The sequence below is a fragment of the Bacillus sp. FSL W8-0645 genome, assembly GCF_038007905.1.
Taxonomy (GTDB): Bacteria; Bacillota; Bacilli; order Bacillales; family Bacillaceae; genus Bacillus; species Bacillus pumilus.
Genome location: NZ_JBBOYC010000001.1, coordinates 3,340,924 through 3,361,845, shown reverse-complemented (window position 1 = coordinate 3,361,845; position 20,922 = coordinate 3,340,924). Strand labels below are relative to the sequence as shown.

Here is a 20,922-nt window from a genome sequence, read left to right as displayed (position 1 = left end):
TAGCGTCATAATAAAAGTTGAGACTTGCTAGTTTTCATCAAGCTTGGCAAGGATTATCAAAGGGTAGCAAAGGGAGGAGTCATCCTGAATGAAGCAGTCACCAATTTTTTTACTGCCTGAATTGAAGGAGAGAATATGGGGAGGTACAGCCTTAAGAGATCAATTTGGCTATGATATTCCTTCTGATCAAACGGGAGAATGCTGGGCAATTTCTGCTCATCCAAACGGACCAAGTGTCGTGCAAGTCGGTCCATATAAAGGGAAAACGCTGATCGAACTATGGGACAATCACAGAGAATTGTTCGGGGGAATAAAAGGCGATCGATTCCCGCTGTTAACCAAAATTTTAGATGCAAACCAAGACTTGTCCGTTCAAGTTCATCCAGATGATGATTATGCGGAAAGACATGAAAATGGCGAGCTTGGAAAAACAGAATGCTGGTATATCATTGACTGCAAAGAAGGAGCAGAAATGATCTATGGGCACAATGCAAGAACACGAACTGAGCTTGTGACCATGATGAACAGTGGAGATTGGGAAGGTCTTTTGCGTCGTGTGAAGATTAAGCCTGGTGATTTTTATTATGTGCCAAGCGGTACCATTCATGCGCTGTGCGAAGGAACGCTTGTCCTCGAAACGCAGCAAAGCTCAGATACAACCTATCGAGTATATGATTATGAACGAAAAGATCAGAATGGCAATGAACGTGAACTTCATTTTGCGCAAGCCATTGATGTCACAACGGTTCCCCATGTAGATGGTTATGCAGATGAATCAGTTGAAACACGCCGTGGGCTGACCATTCGAACTTTTGTTGAAGCAGAGTATTTCTCTGTGTATAAATGGGAAATTGATCAAGCAGTAGAGCTTTCGCAAGATTATCCATTTTTGCTGTGCAGTGTAATTAGCGGGGAAGGGGCTCTAACGCATGATGGACATACATATCCACTGCCTAAAGGGGCTCATTTTATCCTGCCAGCTGAAACAGGGAGCTTCTCAATTGAAGGAACTTGTGAGCTGATTGTATCGCATATATAAAGGAAAAGAGGACTTCGAAGGGGTCCTCTCAGATTGTTGACAAAGGGCGAAAATGACCTTTATTTTTGCCCTTTGTCTTCTTTTCAGCGTGATAGAAAACCTTTGAAGTCTAGGAAGGACGAGCACCGGAGCGGAGCGAATTTGACATTCGTGAGTACCGAAGCGCAGACCTGACACCGAATGCGAGGGTTTGTCTACACGCTGAGAGGACTTCGAAGGGGTCCTCTATTTTTCTATTGCATAAATGACTTGAAAGAGTACTTGTTTTTGTCGATAAAGAGATTAGTAGACTATTATGCAAAGTAAGAGAGGGACAGTGAACGTGAAAAAAACCATCAAGATTATGTTACTCGCAGCTGCCTTTGGTATGACAATACAGACGGGCAAAGAAGCGCAAGCAGCCTCCTATGTCGATCAATCCATTTATACGATGAACACCTCAAAGGTATTTACAACAGAATCAGAAGTAAAAAAAGCAGTGGAAACATTGAAGAAGGACAAAAAGTGGACAGCCACTTATCAAACCTCAGGAAACACGTCGACCTATCAGCTCACTGCCTCAGGATATGAGTCACAAGCAGCAGCGAGTGCAAGTGCAGCTGCATTAAAAAAAGAGACGGGCATGAGCGGTACAGTGTCGCCAGTAGGTGACCGGCTTCCTTTACAAAAGGTCGTATCTGACCCCGTCAATGATCAAGCTCAGGCGAAAAAGCTCTCGCTCGAGCTAACGAAAACATCAGGACTTAATAGCACCTATGAAGTCATCAATCAAAGCAGACCTTCTTATCAGATCATTTCAGGAACCATTGATTCTGAAACGAAAGTCAAAAGTATTCAAACCGAATTACAAAAGCAGGCCGGTGTCACCAGTACATACCAAACTGAAAACAAAGCTGGCACTGTGTATCAGTTGATTTCAGGCGGTATCGTTGGACAAAGTAAGGCGAATACGATCCTACAAGGCTTTCAAAAGGAGTCTGGTTTAAAAGCGGTACTTCAAACGGTGACAGCAGGCAAGCCATATTACATCGTCACATCAGCTGCACAAGTGAGCCAGTCAAAAGCACAGACGCTTCTTACCCAGCTCCAAAGAGAAGCAAAGATCAGCGGAAAGATTCAAAAGACAGGCGCTTTAAAAAATGTGTATCGCTTGGAATCAGGCTATTTCAAAGACAACAAACAAGCATCCTCGGCTGCGGCCCAGATTAAGAAACAAACCGGCGCTACAGGGACTGTGCAGCGAGTGGGAAAAACAAAAAATTATATCGTGAAGCTCAATCAACTGAACGATACAGCATACGGAAAAACGGTGGCCTTTTTCAAGAAAAAGAAATGGCGCTACACATCAAAAAAGATCTCTTCTACACAGCCATATCAAGTAGTGACTGGAAACCTATTGGGAGATGATCAAGCGAAAAAAGCAGCAGCTTTCTTCCAAAAGAAAAAGGTATCAGCGACAACGAAAAAAACAGGTAAAGCATCTGACAGCACGTATCGACTTGTCGTCAATCAATCAGCGGACCAAGCGAAAATAAATAAAGGTGCCGCATATTTAAAAACGCAGAAGGTGACAAGCAGCATCACAACAAGTAAGGGACAAGCTGTCAGCAAAACGTATAGTCTCAAGACAACACCTGTATATGAGCAAAGTAAAGTCAAGCAGGCTCAAGAAATTATCAAGAAAAATGGCGTTGCCAGCAGTACAAAAACGCTGACAGAAGCGGTTAAACAATACCGGATCACGACAGAGCCGACGGTGAATCAGACAAAACTGAATCAAGCACTAAGCTATTTAACGAAACAAAAAATGAAAGCAGCTGCTCAAAAAACAGGCGCAGCTGATTATGCTCAATATCAGATCAAAACCGGTGCCATCTCAACAGCCGCATTGCGCGATCAAGGCATGGCATTTTTCAAAAAACGGAATGAACCAGCTGCTTATCAAACAACAACGAAGCCAACCTACAAAATCAACATTACGCAGCAATTCACAGGATTACCAACTGTAAATGCAGCGATTGCTTTTGTGAAAAGTCAATATGGCTGGACAGCTACAGCTGTAAAAATCAAAAATGGCCCAATGGTCATGCAAACGAACTACAACCTCACTGTCAATGAGATGGTGAACAAGCAAATGAAGGTGTCACCACAGACCGATGGCGCAGCCTATGTATATGCACCATATGTCGACACGGCGACGTCAACTGTGAATACGGACGGCTTAAATGTTCGTTCGACACCTGATTCGAGCTCTGCAAGCAACATCGTGGCACAGCTGAATAAAGGAGCAAAAGTGAAACAGCTTGGGAAAGAAGGAAACTGGATCAAGATCAGCCTTGGCTGGAGAAATGCAAGTGCAGCAGAGGTGCAAAAATATGTAGACCCAGCCAATATTGCGGAGGGCACTCAATCTTATTTTCAATTTCTGAAACTCTCTGAAGCTGCGAATCTCAATCCGGCAGAAGTGAATTCAAAGATTCTAGCAGGCAAAGGGATTCTTGCAGGTAAAGGACAAGCCTTTATTACGGCAGCGAAAACGTATCATATCAACGAAATTTATCTCATTTCTCACGCGTTGCTTGAAACAGGTAACGGAGGTTCCATTTTAGCGAATGGTACGATGTTTAATGGAAAGAAAGTATATAATATGTATGGCATTGGCGCATACGACAGCAATCCGAATTACCTCGGTGCAAAATATGCGTATGAACAGCAATGGTTTACGCCAGAGGCAGCCATTATTGGCGGGGCAAAATTCATTGGCAACAGCTATATCAATCACGCCACATACAAACAAGATACGATTTATAAAATGCGCTGGTCTAGTGCAGCGACTCATCAATATGCAACAGATATTGGCTGGGCATATAAGCAAGTCACTCGTATGTATAGCTTGTATAACTTACTTGATAACTATACGCTCTATTACGATATCCCGGTTTATAACAAATAAAAAAACGTCCGTGCTTCCTAATGAGAAGCCGGACGTTTTTTGTGTAAGAGCTGCTGTTCAATAAAGGATAAGAGTTGCTCACTAGACCTTCCCTTTGAATATTGATTCCATTCCTCGGCGAAGGTTTTGATTCGTTTTAGTTGATCTGATTCATTTAGATGAAGCAGCTCATTCAAGAGCATGTCTTGAGTGACGCAAGCCTTCCCAGGAATGATGTCCTCATACCGATCGACTAAACCGCGCTTCTCGCGATAAGTGTCTAAGTCATAAGTGAAGAATAAAACAGGCTTTTCAAGCAGCGCATATTCAAACACAATCGACGAGTAATCTGTGATCATGACATCGCATGCACAAAGCAATGGATAAAGCGACTGATCGGACACATCAAATATCCATTCATCGTCTGTTTCCGCCTTCGCTAAATGTTTGACCGCAGGATGAAGCTTGACGAGCAGAATATAATCGCCGTTTAGCTCTGTTTGTAATTGCTCCTTTGAAAAAGGCAGGACAAGCCCGTCCATTGCAAAGTCTCGATAGGTCGGTGCATAAAGCAGGATCTTTTTCCCTTTAGGAAATTCGTTTGGCTTCAAGGAAGACGGGCGCTGATCATAGTACACATCCGTCATCGGGACCCCAGTTGGTAAAAAACGTTCATCATTGACTCCAAATGAAGACTTAAAAATCTCTCGCATATGATCTGAGCCTGTAACGATATAATCGAAAGACGTATAGACTCGTTTGAACCGTTTGATGTCATCAGGACTTCGTTCCGAATTTGAAGCATCTTCAAGGCCGAATTTTTTCAACGCCCCATTGGCATGCCATACTTGAATACAGGTGGTAGAAGGACGTTTTCTGAGTACAGTTGTCATGAGAAAGTAATTATCTGTCACGACAACCTTGCTTTTAAACATCGTATAAATACATTGAATGAGATGGAGAGGATTTTTTTCATGAAAATAGCGAAATGACAGATGAGACTCGTCCTTTTCTATCGCAGAAGCATGCTTCGTATAGAGGACAGTAAGCTTCATCGTCATGTTCGCCTGTTTTTGATAAGTATCAATAAGAGCAGCTGCATTCTCTTGAAATGAAACAAGCAGCGTCACCTGGTTTTCCCGTGGTTTGACGCCGCTCATCAGCCATCCAATGAAAGAAACGAAAGCTGCATAGCTTGAAATGATCATTGAGCGTATATTTATCATTGGTCAGTCTCTCACAGCTGCTTCGTCTGATCCTTTACTTGCTCAGGATAGTAACGTTTTTTCCCTTTGTTTTCTTTCAATACGGCAAAAGCGTATTTAGGAATATTCAGCATTCGTTTCCATCTCCATGGATTCACAACAAGTCTGTACAGCCATTCTGTATTTGTTTTAATCATCCAGCGTGGTGCACGCTTCACCGTTCCGCTAAATACATCAAAGCTTCCGCCTAAACCGATGCAAACAGCCTGCGGGAATAAATGACGGTATTCATAAATAAAGTTCTCCTGATTTGGATATCCTAAAGCAACGAACACCATATCTGCTTTCGAGCGAGCGATTTGCTTTGCTACGAAACGTTTATCGGCTTGATAACCGTCACAGCTGCCTGCAATGACCACATTTGGATATTCCGTATCAATTCGCTGTTTAACAGCCTCAAGCACTTCTTTTTTTGCCCCATATAAAAAGATACTTTTAGACTGCTTGTTTGCTAGATCAAGCATAGACATGAAGACATCAAAGCCAGCAATTCTTGACTTAAGTGAACTTTGTATCATGCGTGACATCAGTACGACGCCCACGCCATCCGGCAGTACATAATCTGCAGAGGAGAGCACTTGATGATATGCATGATCCTTCATAGCTGCATAGCCGATCTCTGGATTCACTGTAGCTATCATTGCGCCTCTTTTCTGAGAAATATGGTGCTGGTTCATATAGCTAATAAATTCATCTAAATTGCTGTTTACATAAGAAAGGTTAGAGACCATCTCAGTTTGCATTGTTTAGACCTCCTTTTTTATCTAGTTATCTATAAACGTTCGTTCATTGTAAATTCATTCTTAACCTATAGATTATTTTATCACAGATGTTCCATGAAACATTAACAATAACTTTACAATCCTTTAAATTTCATGACATTTTCATCAATTCATATGAACGATACTCAATAAAACATTGATTTTTCGGACTTTCACTATTTTATCCATTAAATTGGAAATAGTTTGTCTTTACATTTTCTTAACCTTTCATAGGCATTGTGATATAATGAGGTTCCGAAGAATGAAAAAATACGAACGAAGATCATAGGATTACGGATAAACATTACTGCTTGAAGCAGACGAATAAGGATGAAAGAAAGGAGTTTATGTTTGCAATGAAGAAGGTTATTACTTACGGTACATTTGATTTATTACACTGGGGGCATATTAAGCTGCTCGAACGTGCAAAGCAGCTTGGAGATTACTTAGTGGTGGCCATTTCGACAGATGAGTTTAACTTACAAAAATCAAAAAAGGCTTATCATAGCTACGAGCATCGAAAGCTGATTCTTGAAACGATTCGTTATGTAGACGAAGTCATTCCAGAAAACAGCTGGGATCAAAAAGTCCGTGACGTGCAAGAGCACGATATTGATGTGTTTGTCATGGGAGATGACTGGGAAGGTAAATTCGATTTCTTAAAAGAGCATTGTGAAGTCGTGTATTTGAAAAGAACAGAAGGCATCTCGACAACACAAATTAAGGAAGAAATTGCTGGACTTTAATAGATCGAAAAAAAGTACTTCTTATCTTTTGGTGAGAAGTACTTTTTCATGTAAAATACAATGAGAAAGTTATCAATATTATTAAGGAGAGCTTCCTTTGTTTCAAAATTGGATGAAGAAAAAAGTTGAACACACATTGGATCAACCTGAACAACATGAAACAATGACATCAGTTGACATGCCTGATATGGACTACTACTTTATCATGGGTGATGTACCAAAACACGGTGAGCGCTTAACGAAGTCTTTAAAAGCGAGATTAAAGCCATTGGCTGACAAACATAAACGTAATGCCATTTTAACTTTGAATTATGATGCAAATGTGAAAGAACATATTCATAGCTTGGAGGAGACCCTTCTGCACCAAGTTGACATCTTGAATGTATTTGAGCACTATATTCTACCGGAAAGCGGAAGTAAAAGGCGTTACTCGGAATTTATCATCGGTACATCTTTTCAATCGATCAATGAAGCAGTGATGCCAGCAGAAGAATCAACAGTTCAGGTGACGAGATATGAACTGCCATCTTCCCCTATTTGTTATATTGATCAATATAATGAAGAGCAGCAATTAGTAAAGAGGGAAGAGTACAATTGGCAGGGCGTTTTGTGCAGAGTACAAAGCTTTGTTCCTCATACAGGCGCTCTTTACTTGGAGGAATTGATCAAGGATGATGGCAGCATCTTTATGGAGATCATTTACTCTGGTGATGCAAAAAAGAATCCAGTTCGCCATATCAATTGGTATAAAAAAACAGGAATTCAAACATTCACAAAGAAAACAGATATAAAACAACAATGGCTATCCAGCGTTCAATCACAAAATGACCGTATGAAACTGATGATCACAGAGGACCGAGATCAGGATCGCCACCTGTTTAAAATAGATCAACCTGAAACAACTTATTATGCTGCATTTGTGCATGATGCCCATTATGAAGAAGATCCACATCAACTCTATTCACAATATGGAGAATTATTTAAACAAATAAGGAAACAGCAAGTGGATGCCGTCTTCTTTGGGGATACTAAGCATAAAGAAGATGTCGAGAAGGTATTGGGAGAACAAGCCTATTTTTATCTTGTGCCTTCTGACGAAATGTCTGTTTGGAATACAGCCCTTCACCATATGCTCGAAAATCGTGAGCGTAAAGATGAACTGAGAAGGATCGTGGACCGCATGAAATGGGTTTTGCGTGATCTAGGCGCTGAACATCATGTTCTTCATCTTCAGCTTGAGCTGAAGGACGAAATGAGTCATGCGGATCATGTGCAAATCGATTTCGCAGGATATGATCGAGTGAATGGAGCTGAAATCATATCTCAAACAATCGATGAAAACCATCAAGTCAGCTTCCCAATTGGGCATTTTCAAACAAAGAAAAATATTGAAACCAATCAAACAAAATACGTTGATTTTTACATTCGTTTTAAAACAGAAGAACTTCAGGAAGTTTTGCAGCGTCTAGAAGTAGAGGAAGAGCTGCTCACCAATAAACCATCGTCAATCGATGGGTGGTCGTATCAAACGAAACAAGGAAACTATTCTTGGAAAGTAAAATAATGTGACAACACAGCGGTAAGATTTCTGAACAGAGGAGATTAACGATTAATGATTGAAGAGGGTATTCAAAAGAAGAGTGTCGTTGAAGGGTTAAAAAATCATCATGAGAAACTAGAAATGCTTATTCGCATCGACGATGACATGCCATTAACAGATAGAGAATTTTATTTGTTTATGAGGGAAAGGGTATCCAAACAAGAGCTTTTCCTTCCGCTTGTTCATCAAGAAGACAATCTATTCAAATTGGTATTGAGTGAATCAACGCTTCCGCTTGCATTAGAGCAGGGTCAGACATACAACCTGTATGTGACGGACTATCTGAGTGCAAACAAAGAAGAGGATGAGGACGAGCTTGAGGACTCGGCCTATGATTCTGATTCGGAAGAAGAGGAAGAAGAACTTAAAGAAACGGATCATGCCAAAGTAGAAGAGAAGTCGCCATACTATAAACGCCGTTTAAAAATGGAAATAGAGAAGCCAGAGCTGACTTTTTTAGAAAATAAAGGCGCGATGCTGAATGTCATCCCATATCGTACGGATAAAGGAAATGCATCGTTTAAAATCAAGCGTGAGCTAAAGGTTGTGAAATTCAATCATATCGAGCTCAACAAAGATTGTACGTTATCTTTATCTGGTTATGCAGGCATTCTCAGTGCAGAGCATCCTTATGAGATCAAGGAAGTAAAGCTTCTAGTGAAGAGAAATGGCGAAGAGCCAATTGAGCATCGTTTTCCGGTAAATATGACTCCAATAAAAGAGGAAGTGGTCAAATACCGTGATGATCAACAGGTACCTCAGCTTTATCAATTTCTAGCAGAAGTTCCTTTAGAGGAATTGACCTATTCGTTAAACAACCGCCTTGTATATCGCTTCTATTTTGAATTTATTTGCGATGTAGGTGGAGTAGAGGAGACTTTAACGACCACTTCTCTAGTCCTTGGAGATCGCTCAAACAAACTCAAAGGGCTTGTTCAAATTCATAAAAGAAATGATGTACCGATTCGATATGAGGTGTATCGAAAGAAAAAAAGACAAACGCTTGGTATTCGAATTAATGATTATACAATGAAAACACGTGCGAAGTACTATGTCAAAAGCAAGTGGAAGAAGTTCAAAAAGCAAATCGGCAAAATAAAAAAAGTCCGCAATCGTCTTGTGACAAGGACTTTCCAAACGACCTTTAAGCTAGCAAGTAAGCTGTCCGTTAAAAAGAAAACCGTTGTTTTTGAAAGCTTTAATGGAAAACAATTTAGCTGTAACCCGCGTGGGATCTATGAGTATATGAAAGAAAATCATCCTGAATATACATTGATCTGGAGCGTGAAAAAAGGGCACGAAGCACCGTTTAAGGAAAAGGATATTTACTATATCAATCGTCTGTCATTGAAATGGATTTTTGCTATGGCAAGAGCTGAGTATTGGGTCGTCAACAGCCGTTTGCCGCTTTGGGTCCCAAAACCTGACCATACAACATACCTGCAAACTTGGCATGGTACGCCGTTAAAACGACTGGCGATGGACATGGACGAAGTGCATATGCCTGGAACAAACACGAAGAAATACAAAAAGAATTTCACGAAAGAAGCATCGAATTGGGATTATCTCATTTCTCCTAATGCATACTCGACTGAAATCTTTACACGTGCCTTCCAATTTGAAAAGACCATGATTGAGTCAGGATATCCGAGAAATGACTTCCTTCACAATCAAAACAATGAAGAAACGATGAGAGCACTCAAACAAAAAATGAACCTGCCGCTTGATAAAAAGTTAATCTTATATGCTCCGACATGGAGAGACGATCAATTTTATAAAAAAGGGCAGTACAAATTTGATTTAGACCTTGATTTGCATGAGCTAAGAGCATCTATCGGAGACGACTATATCATCATTCTTCGTATGCACTATTTAGTAGCTGAAAACTTTGATTTAGGACCATATGAAGGCTTTGCCTATGACTTTTCTCATTATGAAGACATCAGAGACCTCTATATGATTTCTGATCTGCTCATCACAGATTACTCATCCGTGTTCTTTGATTATGCAAACCTCAAACGTCCGATGCTATTCTATGTGCCAGACATCGAAACATATCGTGACAAGCTGAGAGGCTTCTACTTTGACTTTGAACAGGAAGCACCTGGACCTCTTGTGAAAGAGACAGCAAGTGTCATTGACTGGGTAAGAGAAACAGAACAGCCAACCTTTTCTTTGCCAGCTTCATTCGCACCGTTTTATGAAAAATTCTGCTATTTAGAGAGCGGAGAGTCATCGAAACGGGTCGTAGAGACCGTTCTGAAATATTAATATTAAAAGATGAAGGGCATAAATCAGTTAACATACGATCGTTGTATGTTTATCTGCTTTATGCCTTTTAGTTACTTTAGTTTTAGAACTTTAAGCCTGAAATTATCTATTTTTCATAGTTGAATAGAGCTTTTTTTATCGAATCATGTTGAAATATAAAAGATTTAAAGGCTTTAGAATCAAAAATATGTTGTTTTTAATGCATCATAAACCTATAATTGTTGTTATAGTTAAAAAATTGTTTAAATATGTTGTGTTTTCCAATATCGATTGTCAATTGAAAGTGCAGGGGATTTGATTGTCAAAAAGGATTTTATTAATTACTCAAAATTTCTACCCTGAAATAGGTAGCGCTGGTAATAGACTCAAGAATATATTTTTGATGCTGCACAGAAAAGGTTACGATGTCAAAGTTTTAACAACTGATCCAACTTATCCAGAGAAGAACTTTTATGACCATCATGACCTTTGGGATGAAGAGGAATTAAATAACCAGGATGAAAGATTTATAAGAGTAAAAGTAAAGAATAAGAATTACGCATTTAATTTTTTAAATAGGCTCTTCTATTATTTAGAGATAATGTTTAGAATGATCATATTTATTTTTAAGGATAAAAATAAATATGATCTAATTTATGTTACAACTCCGCCAATATTTGTTGCCTTTGCTGGAATACTTGCTAAATTTAGATACAAAACAAAAATGATATTGGATATAAGAGACTTGTGGCCAGACTCATTAAAAGGAGTGGGTATATTTAAGAATCCAATGATCATTGGATTTTTTAAACTTGCAGAAAAATATGTTTACTCCAAGTCTGATCATATTATCATCAACAGTCAAGGTTTCCAAAAACACTTACAGGATCAAGAGGATAAATTGACTTTTATACCTAACTCTGCAAGACGTGAAGAGCTGCCAAAAAGTATAGCCAAAATGTCCAAAGAGTTTAAGGTAGTATTTGCAGGAAATTTAGGTTTGGCTCAAGATGTAAACGTCTTTCGAGATATTGTGATTAGATTAAAAGATTATAATATAAAATTTATGATTCTAGGATATGGTGTAAATAAAAAAGAATTAGAGAGAGAGATACTAGAAAGAGAATTGAATCAAGTTGAATTTATTATGCCAGTATCGAGAAAAGAGTGTCTTAAAATAATGGCAAATTGTGATATTGGGATAGCAACATTGAATCATTCAATCATTTTTGAAACGGTTCTGCCAGGACGTATTGTAGATTATTTGAGCTGTCAGTTACCTGTAGTGGCTTCACTTTCTGGATATTCAAAAAAATTGATTGAGCAAGAAAACGTAGGTTTAGTAGCTAAAACAAAAACGAGCGATGAAATGGTTTCTCTTATTTTAAGTCTATATCATCATCCGGAGTTGGTTCAAGAAATGAAAACAAATTGCGAGAAGTTTATTGAGAAGAATTTTTTATGGGATAATAATATTGTAATTTTAGATGATGTAATCAAAAATACTATAAAAAAGGTTAATGAAGCATGAAAAAAAATATATGTATGTTTGTATGGAATCACTTTACCAACGATGCTAGAGTTTTGAGAGAGTGTACTGCCCTGTCAGAAGCCGGATGTGATGTAGACCTAATCTGTATACACGATCCATCAATGGCTGAATTAAAGACATATGAAGAAATAAATGAACGATTCCGTGTCCACAGGGTGAAAAGGTACCCACAATGGTTAATTCTATTTCAATCCATGATGAAATTGTTAAAAGAGAAAAAATATCTTTTACTTCTTCTTATATTGGTTTGGGTCGCTGGTGTTTTTTATTTGCCGTTAATAACGATCCCTTTGACCATCCTTTTTTCAGTATTACTGATTAAAAAAGTAAGAACATTAATCATTAGAATAAGCATTTTTTTAAGAATGATCTTTAAAGGATTGCAAAAAAATTATGACGTATTTCATTCTAATGATTTAAATACCTTACCGCAGGGTGTTATTTGTTCAAAGGTAAAACTTTTAAATAGAAAAAAACTGATCTATGATTCGCATGAAGTTCAAACAAGTAGGACAGGGTATGATAGCAAACTATATGGGAAAATGGAATTTTTTCTGTTGAAGTTTGTTGATCAAATGATAGTCGAAAATCACACTAGAGCAAAATACAATGAAGATCTCTATGGTTTTTATCCTAATGTAGTGCATAACTATCCGTTCGATCAAAAAAAAGAAATAAAGAAAATTGATTTGCATGGAATTTTAAACATTCCTAAAAATGAAAAAATTTTATTGTATCAAGGCGGCATTCAAACTGGTAGAGGTTTAGAGAATTTAGTTAAGGCGGCACCTAATTTTAAAGAAGGAATCCTAGTCTTTATTGGTGATGGCCGAATTAAAAAAAATCTTATGAAATTAACTGAAGATATGAAGCTCACGGATAGAGTCAAATTTTTACCAAAAGTACCTTTGGAAGATCTCCCTAAGTATACAAAAAATGCATATTTAGGTTTTCAAGTACTGAATAACGTGTGCTTTAACCATTATTCAGCATCTTCAAATAAATTATTTGAATATATTATGGCTGGTGTACCTGTCGTTGCATGTGATTTTCCAGAAATCAAAAAAGTTGTTTCTGGTGAAAATATTGGAGTAGTAGTTGATTCTCACGATCCAAATTCAATCGCAGCTGGTGTAAACGAGTTAGTGTTAAATCTTGAAATGCGAAATCAGTACAGTGAAAATTGTTGGAAAGCAAAGCTTAAATACAATTGGGAACAAGAAAAAGAATCACTTCTAGCAGTTTATGGAAAAAACCAATATTAAGGAGAGTAAAGATGATGAAACTTTGTACAGTAGGTTTGGGGTATATTGGTCTGCCAACTTCAATTATGTTTGCGAAGCATGGAGTTGAGGTTGTAGGAGTAGATGTAAAACCAAGTGTAATAGATTCTTTAAATAATGGCACAATTCATATAGAAGAGCCTGGACTGCAAGATGCTTTAACTGAGGTCATTAAACTTGAAAAATTTAAAGCTTCATTAACACCAGAAGAAGCAGATGTTTTTATCATTGCTGTCCCTACTCCTAATAATGATGATATTTATAAATCATGTGACTTAACTTATGTTGAGAGCGCAGTAGAGAAAGTAATTCCATTCTTGAAAAAAGGAAATGTTGTTATAATTGAATCTACAATTGGTCCAAGAAGTATGGATGATGTCATTAAACCATTATTCGAAGAAAAGGGTTATGTTATTGGTGAGGATATATATCTAGTGCATTGTCCAGAGAGAGTGCTGCCAGGTCAGATCCTTCATGAACTAATCTTTAATAACCGAATTGTTGGCGGAATTACAGAAGCTTGTACTGAGGCTGGAGCAAAAGTATACAAAACGTTTGTTCAAGGCGAAATTATTAAAACAAATGCTAAAACAGCAGAAATGTCAAAACTAATGGAAAATACATTTAGAGATGTTAACATAGCACTGGCAAATGAATTGACAAAAGTGTGTAATGATCTAGACATTAATGCTTTAGATGTCATAGAGATGGCAAATAAGCATCCACGTGTAAATCTTCATACTCCGGGGCCGGGTGTTGGCGGTCATTGTTTAGCAGTAGATCCATATTTCATTATAGCAAAAGCTCCGGAAACAGCGAAAATGATTAACTTATCAAGGTCCATTAACACTTCTATGCCGTATTACGTTGTCGAAAATGTCGAAAAACTGATGCAAAAGGTATCAGGAAATAAGATTACAATTTTCGGACTTACGTATAAAGGAAACGTAGATGATATTCGAGAAAGCCCAGCAATGGAAATTTATCATTTATTGAAAAATCTCAATAAATATGAGATCAATGCATATGATCCGCATGTGAACCAGGATTTTGTAATAAGTAATTTGGAAGATTCGGTTGATCAATCTGATTTAATTCTGATTTTAACAGATCATCAAGAGTTTAAAGAATTTGATTTTGAAAAAATAGATGGTATGAATAATAAATTGATTTTTGATACGAAAAATGTTCTTCAAAATCGTCATGAAAGCTTCACTTATATAAATTTTGGGAATCTTTCTTCGGAGTTAAAAAAAGAAGAAGCCTTGGTTTAAATTTGATTTTCCTTGGTGGATGTAAAGCTTGGTTTTCATAGAAAGGAGCAGCAATGGATACACCTTCAAAAGAAATTTTTAATATTTTTAAAGAAAATGCTGAACAACCAGATAACTGGTTATTAACAAACACTAGGGGAAAAAGAGTCTTCTTTCAATTTGATTTAGGAGAAGAGGAAAAAAAATATCTATCTTTTATAGGCAAAGAAATCATTGAAGAAAGTTCTTTGTCCAAGCAGTCTGAAAAAATAGATACAATCGTGTTGGGGAATGCAACTGAATTTATGTTGGACACATATCGATTAGTGGACAAGACGTTGCCATTTTTAAAAGATGATGGTGTTTTGTTATTTTGGGTTAACCATGACCAAAATTCAATGCAAGTAAAGTCAATTTTATCCCTGTTACTTTACTTGCATAAAAAAGATTACAGGTTGGAACAAGTTGTTAGACCGTTATGGACAGGGTTTATTGCTATCCAGACAAGTTCTTATGAAATAGACTTTGCAGAAAATCTTTTAAGTGTTTTCTCTCGAATAAAACAAATAGAAGAAAAAAATCAAAATGAAAATCAAGTTACTGAATTAACTTCAAAGCTGTTAAAAAGGTTAGTAGAGGCAAAAGAAGAAAAGTTGAATTTAGTAACTAATGAGAGAAAAATATTAGAACAAGCTAATAAGACTGAAAAAGAACTAAACTTAATAAAAAGACGTTATGAAGCACTATCCTCATCCAAATTAGGTAGATTGACTCTAGCTTACTGGAGATATAAATCTCAAAAAAGAAAGAATAGGTGAATTTGTGTGGGGAAATACCAGAACCATTTATTACTAAATCAAAAGAAAAAAACAAGTGCTAATCAAGAGCTCGCCTATTATAAGGAAATGCTAAAAGTTTTTAATCAAAATAAAGACTTTAAAGAGCTAGAAAAAATATTGGAAAAAAAGCCTGTTTTTACAGTTTCGCATCATCCTTCAGATGCTGTGAAAGTTTCTGAGCACAAGAAAAAAGAATATGTTCAATACCTAAAAAAGAATCATAAAAAGGGCTTTTATGATTCAATCAAATCTCAAATAGCAAAGCTACCCCCAAGTAATGGAACGAAGTACTTTCAAAAAAGTAATGTTTCTATTGGGATTATCGCGGATGAATTCTTGTATAAAAGTTTAAAGGATGCAGCAAACTTTATTTATATTCATCAAGCTAATTATAAAAAAGAGGCAGAAAAGATTGATTTGTTTTTATTGTCAACCGCTTGGAAAGGGTTGGACGGGAAATGGAAAGGACTTGGCAATCCTAAAATAAAAAAAGTAAGGAACGAAATAAAGGCCATTATTCAGTTTTATAAAAGCAAAAATATTCCGGTGATTTTTTATTCAAAAGAAGATCCAGTTAATTATGAATATTATGTTGATTTGGCACAGCAGGCGGATCATATTCTTACAACATGCAGTGAAAAATTACAGGACTACAAAAATGATTGTCCGAATGCTAAATCATATAATGTACTAGAATTTGCAGTTAACCCGCTTTATCATAATCCAATTGGTACTAGAATAAATAGAAGAGAAGATATTTTATTCGCAGGTTCTTGGTACCAGAAATACCCATCAAGGCAAGAGGATACACGGGAGCTATTTGAAGGCGTTATAAATGCAGATAAAGACTTGACTATTGTTGACAGAAACTTCGAATTAGAATCTGACCGTCATTTTTATCCAAAAGAATATGTGCCATTCATTGTAGAATCCACGGATCATGAAACTCTGCAAAAAATACACAAATTATATGACTTCACTTTAAATCTAAATTCTGTTAAAGATAGCAACACAATGTTTGCTAATCGAGTATATGAACTTCAAGCTACGGGTACAGTTGTCATATCGAATTATAGTGTCGGGATTAATAGCAAATTTCCTAATGTGTTTTTAGCTAATACGAGTGAAGAACTGAAAGTATATTTGCAAAAAATGTCTAAAAAAGAGATGTATCAAACCCAAATGGAAGGTGTTCGAACAGTTTTGAGGTCAGAAACCGCCTTTCATAGAGTGCAGGAGTTGATACAAATAGTAAGTGATCATCAGACGAATTTTTTGACACGGAAAGTTCTTGTTGTTGCGGAAAGTCTAGACGAACATATAATAGAAATGTTTAATAAACAATCCTACCCTGATAAGAAACTCATTTCTCAAGATGAAATGACTGAGGAATTGTATAGAAGTTTTGATGTTGTAGCTTGTTTTAGCAATAAATATGAATATGGTCAATTTTATTTAGAAGATATGATCAATGCATTCAAGTACACAAATTGTGACTATATAACAAAAGATGCCTATGAGCATAACGGTGAAATAACTAAAGGTGTAGAACATAATTATATTGAAAGAATAGAAGATCGTTTTAGAACTGTTTTTTGGAGAGACTCATTTAATTGGGAAGATATTAAATCAATATCAAATGCCTCCATTCCTAATGGATATAGTGTTGATCCTCTAGAGCTATCAGTAACTTCAAATAATGTCGTGAGAAGTAAGCAAGTTCGTGAGTATGACTTATCTGTTATTATTCCTATTTATAATAATGGACGGCATCTTCTTTATAAATGTTTCAAAAGCCTACAAAGAAGTTCTATTTTTGAAAATATGGAAATTATCTTAGTTGACGATGGTTCGACTGATAACATTACTCCTTATATAGTGCAGGCTCTGGATAAACATTTTGACAATGTAAAGGTGTTTATGTATCCACAAGGTGGAAGTGGCAGCGCGTCTAGACCAAGAAATAAGGGCTTGGAGTTTGCTTCTGCGAAATGGGTAACTTACTTAGACCCAGATAATGAAGCCATAACTGATGGATATAAAGAACTGCTAGATAGTTCACTAGAAGAAGAGCATGATATGTTTATTGGGAATATGGTTAGGCTATCAGATATAAAGGGAGTGTCTTCTTATTATCCTAATATGATGTCGCTTAATGACGGGATTGATTACAAACATGCCCCACATTCAGACTTTTTAATTAAGGCTTCATTTAAAGCAATGAGTATACAGGCCTTAATAGTAAAAAGAGATTTATTATTAAAGAATCAACTTAAAATGGTTGAAGGAGCAATTGGTGAGGATACCTTATTCTTCCATGAGATTTTGATGAAGACTAAATCTTTTAAGGTGCTGAATACGCCCGTCCATATTTATTATGCCATGGTAGAAAATTCATCGATCAATCGAATCAATAAGAAGTTTTTTGAAAAGTATTTAGTGCTAGAAAAAGAAAGAATCGATTGGTTAAAGCGCGAAAATTTATTAGCGGCTTATAAAAGAGATAAGTTGGAAAATTATGTGGAGAATTGGTATTTAAAGAAATTTAGCAATATTGAAGATGAGGATCGAAGTGAGGCAAAAGAAATATTAAAAAGTATTTTGAAATTGTATGAAGGTATGAAATGGAAAAACGATAAAATAATAGAGTTTCTAAAAGATTAAGCTTAATTCTAAACGCCTTATGTTTGACATAAGGCGTTTAATATTTGAAGCGTAAACAAAATTTCTTGTGAATTCATCATCTCAAGAGTTTTCTTCATGAGCTTACGGAGAAATCGTTTTAAAATATTTGTTACACAAATGTGATTACCTTGTATAAAGGTGAAAGATGAAAAGAAACAAATTTTCTGTTACAATTATGAGCGGTACTTTTATCAATATAGGATCTATTCTATTTAATTAAAATTAAGGAAGATTAGAGTGAATGCATTGTATAAAATTCTAAAAGAGCAGTTTGGTTCAATGCCATTAATTTTAAGGTTAGCTATTTATGAAACAAAATCAAAATATCAATTGAATTATCTGGGTGTGCTGTGGCAATTACTGAACCCGTTAATTCAAATTATGGCTTATTGGTTTGTGTTCGGTTTAGGTCTCAGAGGGGCTGGAAGAACCGCAGAAATGGCAGATGGTTCTCACGTAAGTATTCCTTTTCTCATTTGGATGTTAGCTGGTTTAATTCCATGGTTTTTTATCAGCTCGACTATTACAGAGGGTGCAAATAGTGTTTTTAAACGTATTAATTTAGTGTCCAAAATGAATTTTCCTATTAGCGCACTGCCTTCAGTAGTCATCACATCAAATTTATTCAGTTATTTTTTTATGATGGCTATCTATGTAATTATGCTCATAGCAAATGGCATATTTCCTGATATCCATTGGATTCAATATATTTATTATCTTATTTGCATGATTGTGTTTATGTTTGCTTTCAGCCTATTTAATTCAACGATTAGTGTCCTTGTTCGGGATTATCAACAACTATTACAATCGTTGACAAGGTTACTTATGTTTTTATTGCCTATCTTGTGGGATATTGGAGATAAATTTACTGGTAAGTATGAATGGATTGCTACTACCTTAAAATTAAATCCCTTATACTATATAATTGATGGATTTAGGAAAAGTTTTATTAAAGGAGATTGGTTTTTCCAAGATGTCAAATATACGCTCTATTTTTGGCTGATCACATTCCTCCTTTTAATAGTGGGCTCATTGCTACATTTGAAATTTAGGGATAAATTTGTCGATTTTCTTTAAAAAGTAAGGAGATTATACGATGAAACTAAAGGTTTCGTTTCGAAATGTATCCAAGCAGTATTTTCTATATAAAAAGCAGTCAGATAAAATCAAAGGACTGTTTTTTCCTAATAAAAATAATAAAGGTTTCTTTGCTGTTCGTAACGTTTCCTTTAACGTATATGAAGGTGAAACGATTGGTTTTGTAGGGATCAACGGATCTGGAAAATCAACGATGTCGAACCTTCTAGCGAAAATTATTCCACCAACAAGTGGTGAAATTGATATGGACGGTCAGCCTTCGTTAATTGCCATTGCGGCAGGACTGAACAACCAGTTAAGCGGGAAAGACAACATTCGCCTAAAGTGCTTAATGATGGGGCTCACGAATAAAGAGATAGACGAGCTTTATGAAAAAATCGTAGAGTTTGCGGATATTGGTGACTTTATTGATCAGCCTGTTAAAAGCTATTCAAGCGGAATGAAGTCACGTCTTGGCTTCGCCATTTCAGCGCATATCGATCCAGATATCTTGATTATTGATGAAGCGTTGTCTGTTGGCGACCAAACCTTCTATCAAAAATGCGTGGATCGAATCACAGAATTCAAAGAGCAAGGAAAGACGATCTTTTTTGTCAGTCACTCCATTGGTCAAATTCAAAAGATTTGCGACCGGGTTGCTTGGATGCATTATGGTGAGCTTCGTATGTTTGATGATACGGATAAGGTCGTGGAAGAGTACAAAGAGTTTGTTCATTGGTTTAACAAGCTTTCCAAGAAAGAGAAGAAAGAATACCAACTGAAACACAAGGAAGGTCGAAAAGGCGTACAAAAGACAGCAAAGGTGTCTCGTTATAATGAAAACGGGAAACGACGTTCATTTTTTGGACCAGCATTTCAAGTGACCATTATAGCGGTCTTAACCATCTTGCTTGCCCTTTCTATGTTTTCGGATCGCCCACTTCGTATGCTAGCAACATTTGGTGCAATACCATCAGATAAGACAGAGGTGCTTCAGTCAAAGAATCCTAAGATGAAGGGTGCACCTAATATGAAAAAGGTGGATCAACAGGCCGTTGTCACGGCAGATCCAATGACGGTTTACAGAGATCAAGCCATGAAAAAAAAGGTGGATGTCACTTTACCATTTGGACAAGAAGTACAGGTTGTGGCTGAAAATAAACAAACTGTTCAAATCAAAACAGCGTCAGAGACGTATTTTGTGAAACCTGATGCACTGCAAGCTGCAGATGAATTGAAGCCATTATCCATTGGACCAGGACAGTTCAATTCTTATGTATCACCTGCATCAGCAGGTTCGTATGAGTACTTACTTTCTTTCCTTGGAAAAGAAGAATCTGTGCTTCAGCAAAGAATACAAACGCTGAGCTCGATCAAAAGTGATCAAGGCGACACCATTGAGCGATTGACCACAGAGAAAATCGATTATGTGATTCAAAATGGTCAAGCACACGCGATTGTGTTCCGCGAGATTATGCCAATTTCTCCTTCAACACTTGGGCTGACAGAACAAAATGTCTGGATGAATGAGAAACAAACAAAATTCGCAGTGAAGGGCAAAAACAACCTGTTTGTCATTGATAATGAACAGCATACGCTGACAATTTCAGCGATCAAATAAAAAGCTGCCGATGCCGGCA

At 36.8% G+C, this 20,922-nt stretch carries 14 protein-coding genes; 12 read left to right on the top strand and 2 right to left on the bottom strand.

Annotated features, from left to right (window positions below):
• Window positions 1-88 precede the first annotated feature (88 nt).
• The gene (gene manA, locus NST39_RS17440; protein ID WP_341029518.1) at window positions 89-1,039 is read left to right on the top strand and encodes a mannose-6-phosphate isomerase, class I; all 951 of its coding nucleotides are present in this window, start codon (window positions 89-91) and stop codon (window positions 1,037-1,039) included.
• 322 nt (window positions 1,040-1,361) lie between these two features.
• On the top strand, window positions 1,362-3,992 hold the full coding sequence (locus tag NST39_RS17435; protein ID WP_268453695.1) for a glucosaminidase domain-containing protein: 2,631 nt from the start codon (window positions 1,362-1,364) through the stop codon (window positions 3,990-3,992).
• A gap of 17 nt (window positions 3,993-4,009) precedes the next feature.
• Here the strand turns inward: NST39_RS17435 and NST39_RS17430 are convergent, their stop codons facing one another.
• On the bottom strand, window positions 4,010-5,197 hold the full coding sequence (locus NST39_RS17430) for a CDP-glycerol glycerophosphotransferase family protein (protein ID WP_341029513.1): 1,188 nt from the start codon (window positions 5,195-5,197) through the stop codon (window positions 4,010-4,012).
• A gap of 11 nt (window positions 5,198-5,208) precedes the next feature.
• Window positions 5,209-5,979 (bottom strand): WecB/TagA/CpsF family glycosyltransferase, encoded by a 771-nt coding sequence (locus tag NST39_RS17425; RefSeq protein ID WP_341029510.1) that lies wholly within the window; start codon window positions 5,977-5,979, stop codon window positions 5,209-5,211.
• Window positions 5,980-6,353: 374 nt separating this feature from the next.
• On the opposite strand from NST39_RS17425, the gene tagD reads away from it, so the two are divergent.
• The 10 genes from tagD to tagH all read left to right on the top strand — a co-directional run bounded on the left by tagD (window position 6,354) and on the right by tagH (window position 20,903).
• Window positions 6,354-6,743, top strand: coding sequence for a glycerol-3-phosphate cytidylyltransferase (gene tagD, locus NST39_RS17420; protein ID WP_008343212.1), 390 nt, complete (start codon window positions 6,354-6,356; stop codon window positions 6,741-6,743).
• A gap of 97 nt (window positions 6,744-6,840) precedes the next feature.
• Entirely contained in the window at window positions 6,841-8,307 is a 1,467-nt protein-coding gene (locus NST39_RS17415; protein WP_341029508.1) for an alpha-glucosyltransferase N-terminal domain-containing protein, read from the top strand.
• A 48-nt stretch (window positions 8,308-8,355) separates the two neighbouring features.
• Window positions 8,356-10,614, top strand: a complete 2,259-nt coding sequence (locus NST39_RS17410; RefSeq protein ID WP_341029506.1) for a CDP-glycerol glycerophosphotransferase family protein — start codon at window positions 8,356-8,358, stop codon at window positions 10,612-10,614.
• Between the two features lie 298 nt (window positions 10,615-10,912).
• Complete coding sequence (locus NST39_RS17405) at window positions 10,913-12,124, top strand: glycosyltransferase family 4 protein (RefSeq protein WP_341029503.1); 1,212 nt, start codon at window positions 10,913-10,915, stop codon at window positions 12,122-12,124.
• A complete protein-coding gene (locus tag NST39_RS17400) occupies window positions 12,121-13,410 on the top strand; it encodes a glycosyltransferase (protein WP_341029501.1) in 1,290 nt (429 codons plus the stop codon). The genes NST39_RS17405 and NST39_RS17400 overlap by 4 nt, the downstream gene beginning before the upstream one ends.
• 14 nt (window positions 13,411-13,424) lie before the next feature.
• Complete coding sequence (locus NST39_RS17395; RefSeq protein WP_341029500.1) at window positions 13,425-14,702, top strand: nucleotide sugar dehydrogenase; 1,278 nt, start codon at window positions 13,425-13,427, stop codon at window positions 14,700-14,702.
• A gap of 53 nt (window positions 14,703-14,755) precedes the next feature.
• Window positions 14,756-15,499, top strand: coding sequence for a hypothetical protein (locus NST39_RS17390; protein ID WP_341029499.1), 744 nt, complete (start codon window positions 14,756-14,758; stop codon window positions 15,497-15,499).
• A gap of 6 nt (window positions 15,500-15,505) precedes the next feature.
• Window positions 15,506-18,184, top strand: coding sequence for a glycosyltransferase (locus NST39_RS17385; protein ID WP_341029495.1), 2,679 nt, complete (start codon window positions 15,506-15,508; stop codon window positions 18,182-18,184).
• 258 nt (window positions 18,185-18,442) lie between these two features.
• On the top strand, window positions 18,443-19,282 hold the full coding sequence (locus NST39_RS17380) for an ABC transporter permease (RefSeq protein WP_341029492.1): 840 nt from the start codon (window positions 18,443-18,445) through the stop codon (window positions 19,280-19,282).
• 19 nt (window positions 19,283-19,301) lie between these two features.
• Window positions 19,302-20,903, top strand: a complete 1,602-nt coding sequence (gene tagH, locus NST39_RS17375; RefSeq protein WP_341029491.1) for a teichoic acids export ABC transporter ATP-binding subunit TagH — start codon at window positions 19,302-19,304, stop codon at window positions 20,901-20,903.
• The last annotated feature ends 19 nt before the right edge of the window (window positions 20,904-20,922 follow it).

Excerpts from the sequence above, each read along its gene's own strand:
- manA (WP_341029518.1), top strand. The coding sequence starts at position 89 with ATGAAGCAGTCACCAATTTTTTTACTGCCTGAATTGAAGGAGAGAATA.
- NST39_RS17430 (WP_341029513.1), bottom strand. The coding sequence starts at position 5,197 with ATGATAAATATACGCTCAATGATCATTTCAAGCTATGCAGCTTTCGTT.
- NST39_RS17425 (WP_341029510.1), bottom strand. The coding sequence starts at position 5,979 with ATGCAAACTGAGATGGTCTCTAACCTTTCTTATGTAAACAGCAATTTA.
- tagD (WP_008343212.1), top strand. The coding sequence starts at position 6,354 with ATGAAGAAGGTTATTACTTACGGTACATTTGATTTATTACACTGGGGG.
- NST39_RS17410 (WP_341029506.1), top strand. The coding sequence starts at position 8,356 with ATGATTGAAGAGGGTATTCAAAAGAAGAGTGTCGTTGAAGGGTTAAAA.
- NST39_RS17400 (WP_341029501.1), top strand. The coding sequence starts at position 12,121 with ATGAAAAAAAATATATGTATGTTTGTATGGAATCACTTTACCAACGAT.
- NST39_RS17395 (WP_341029500.1), top strand. The coding sequence starts at position 13,425 with ATGAAACTTTGTACAGTAGGTTTGGGGTATATTGGTCTGCCAACTTCA.
- NST39_RS17390 (WP_341029499.1), top strand. The coding sequence starts at position 14,756 with ATGGATACACCTTCAAAAGAAATTTTTAATATTTTTAAAGAAAATGCT.
- tagH (WP_341029491.1), top strand. The coding sequence starts at position 19,302 with ATGAAACTAAAGGTTTCGTTTCGAAATGTATCCAAGCAGTATTTTCTA.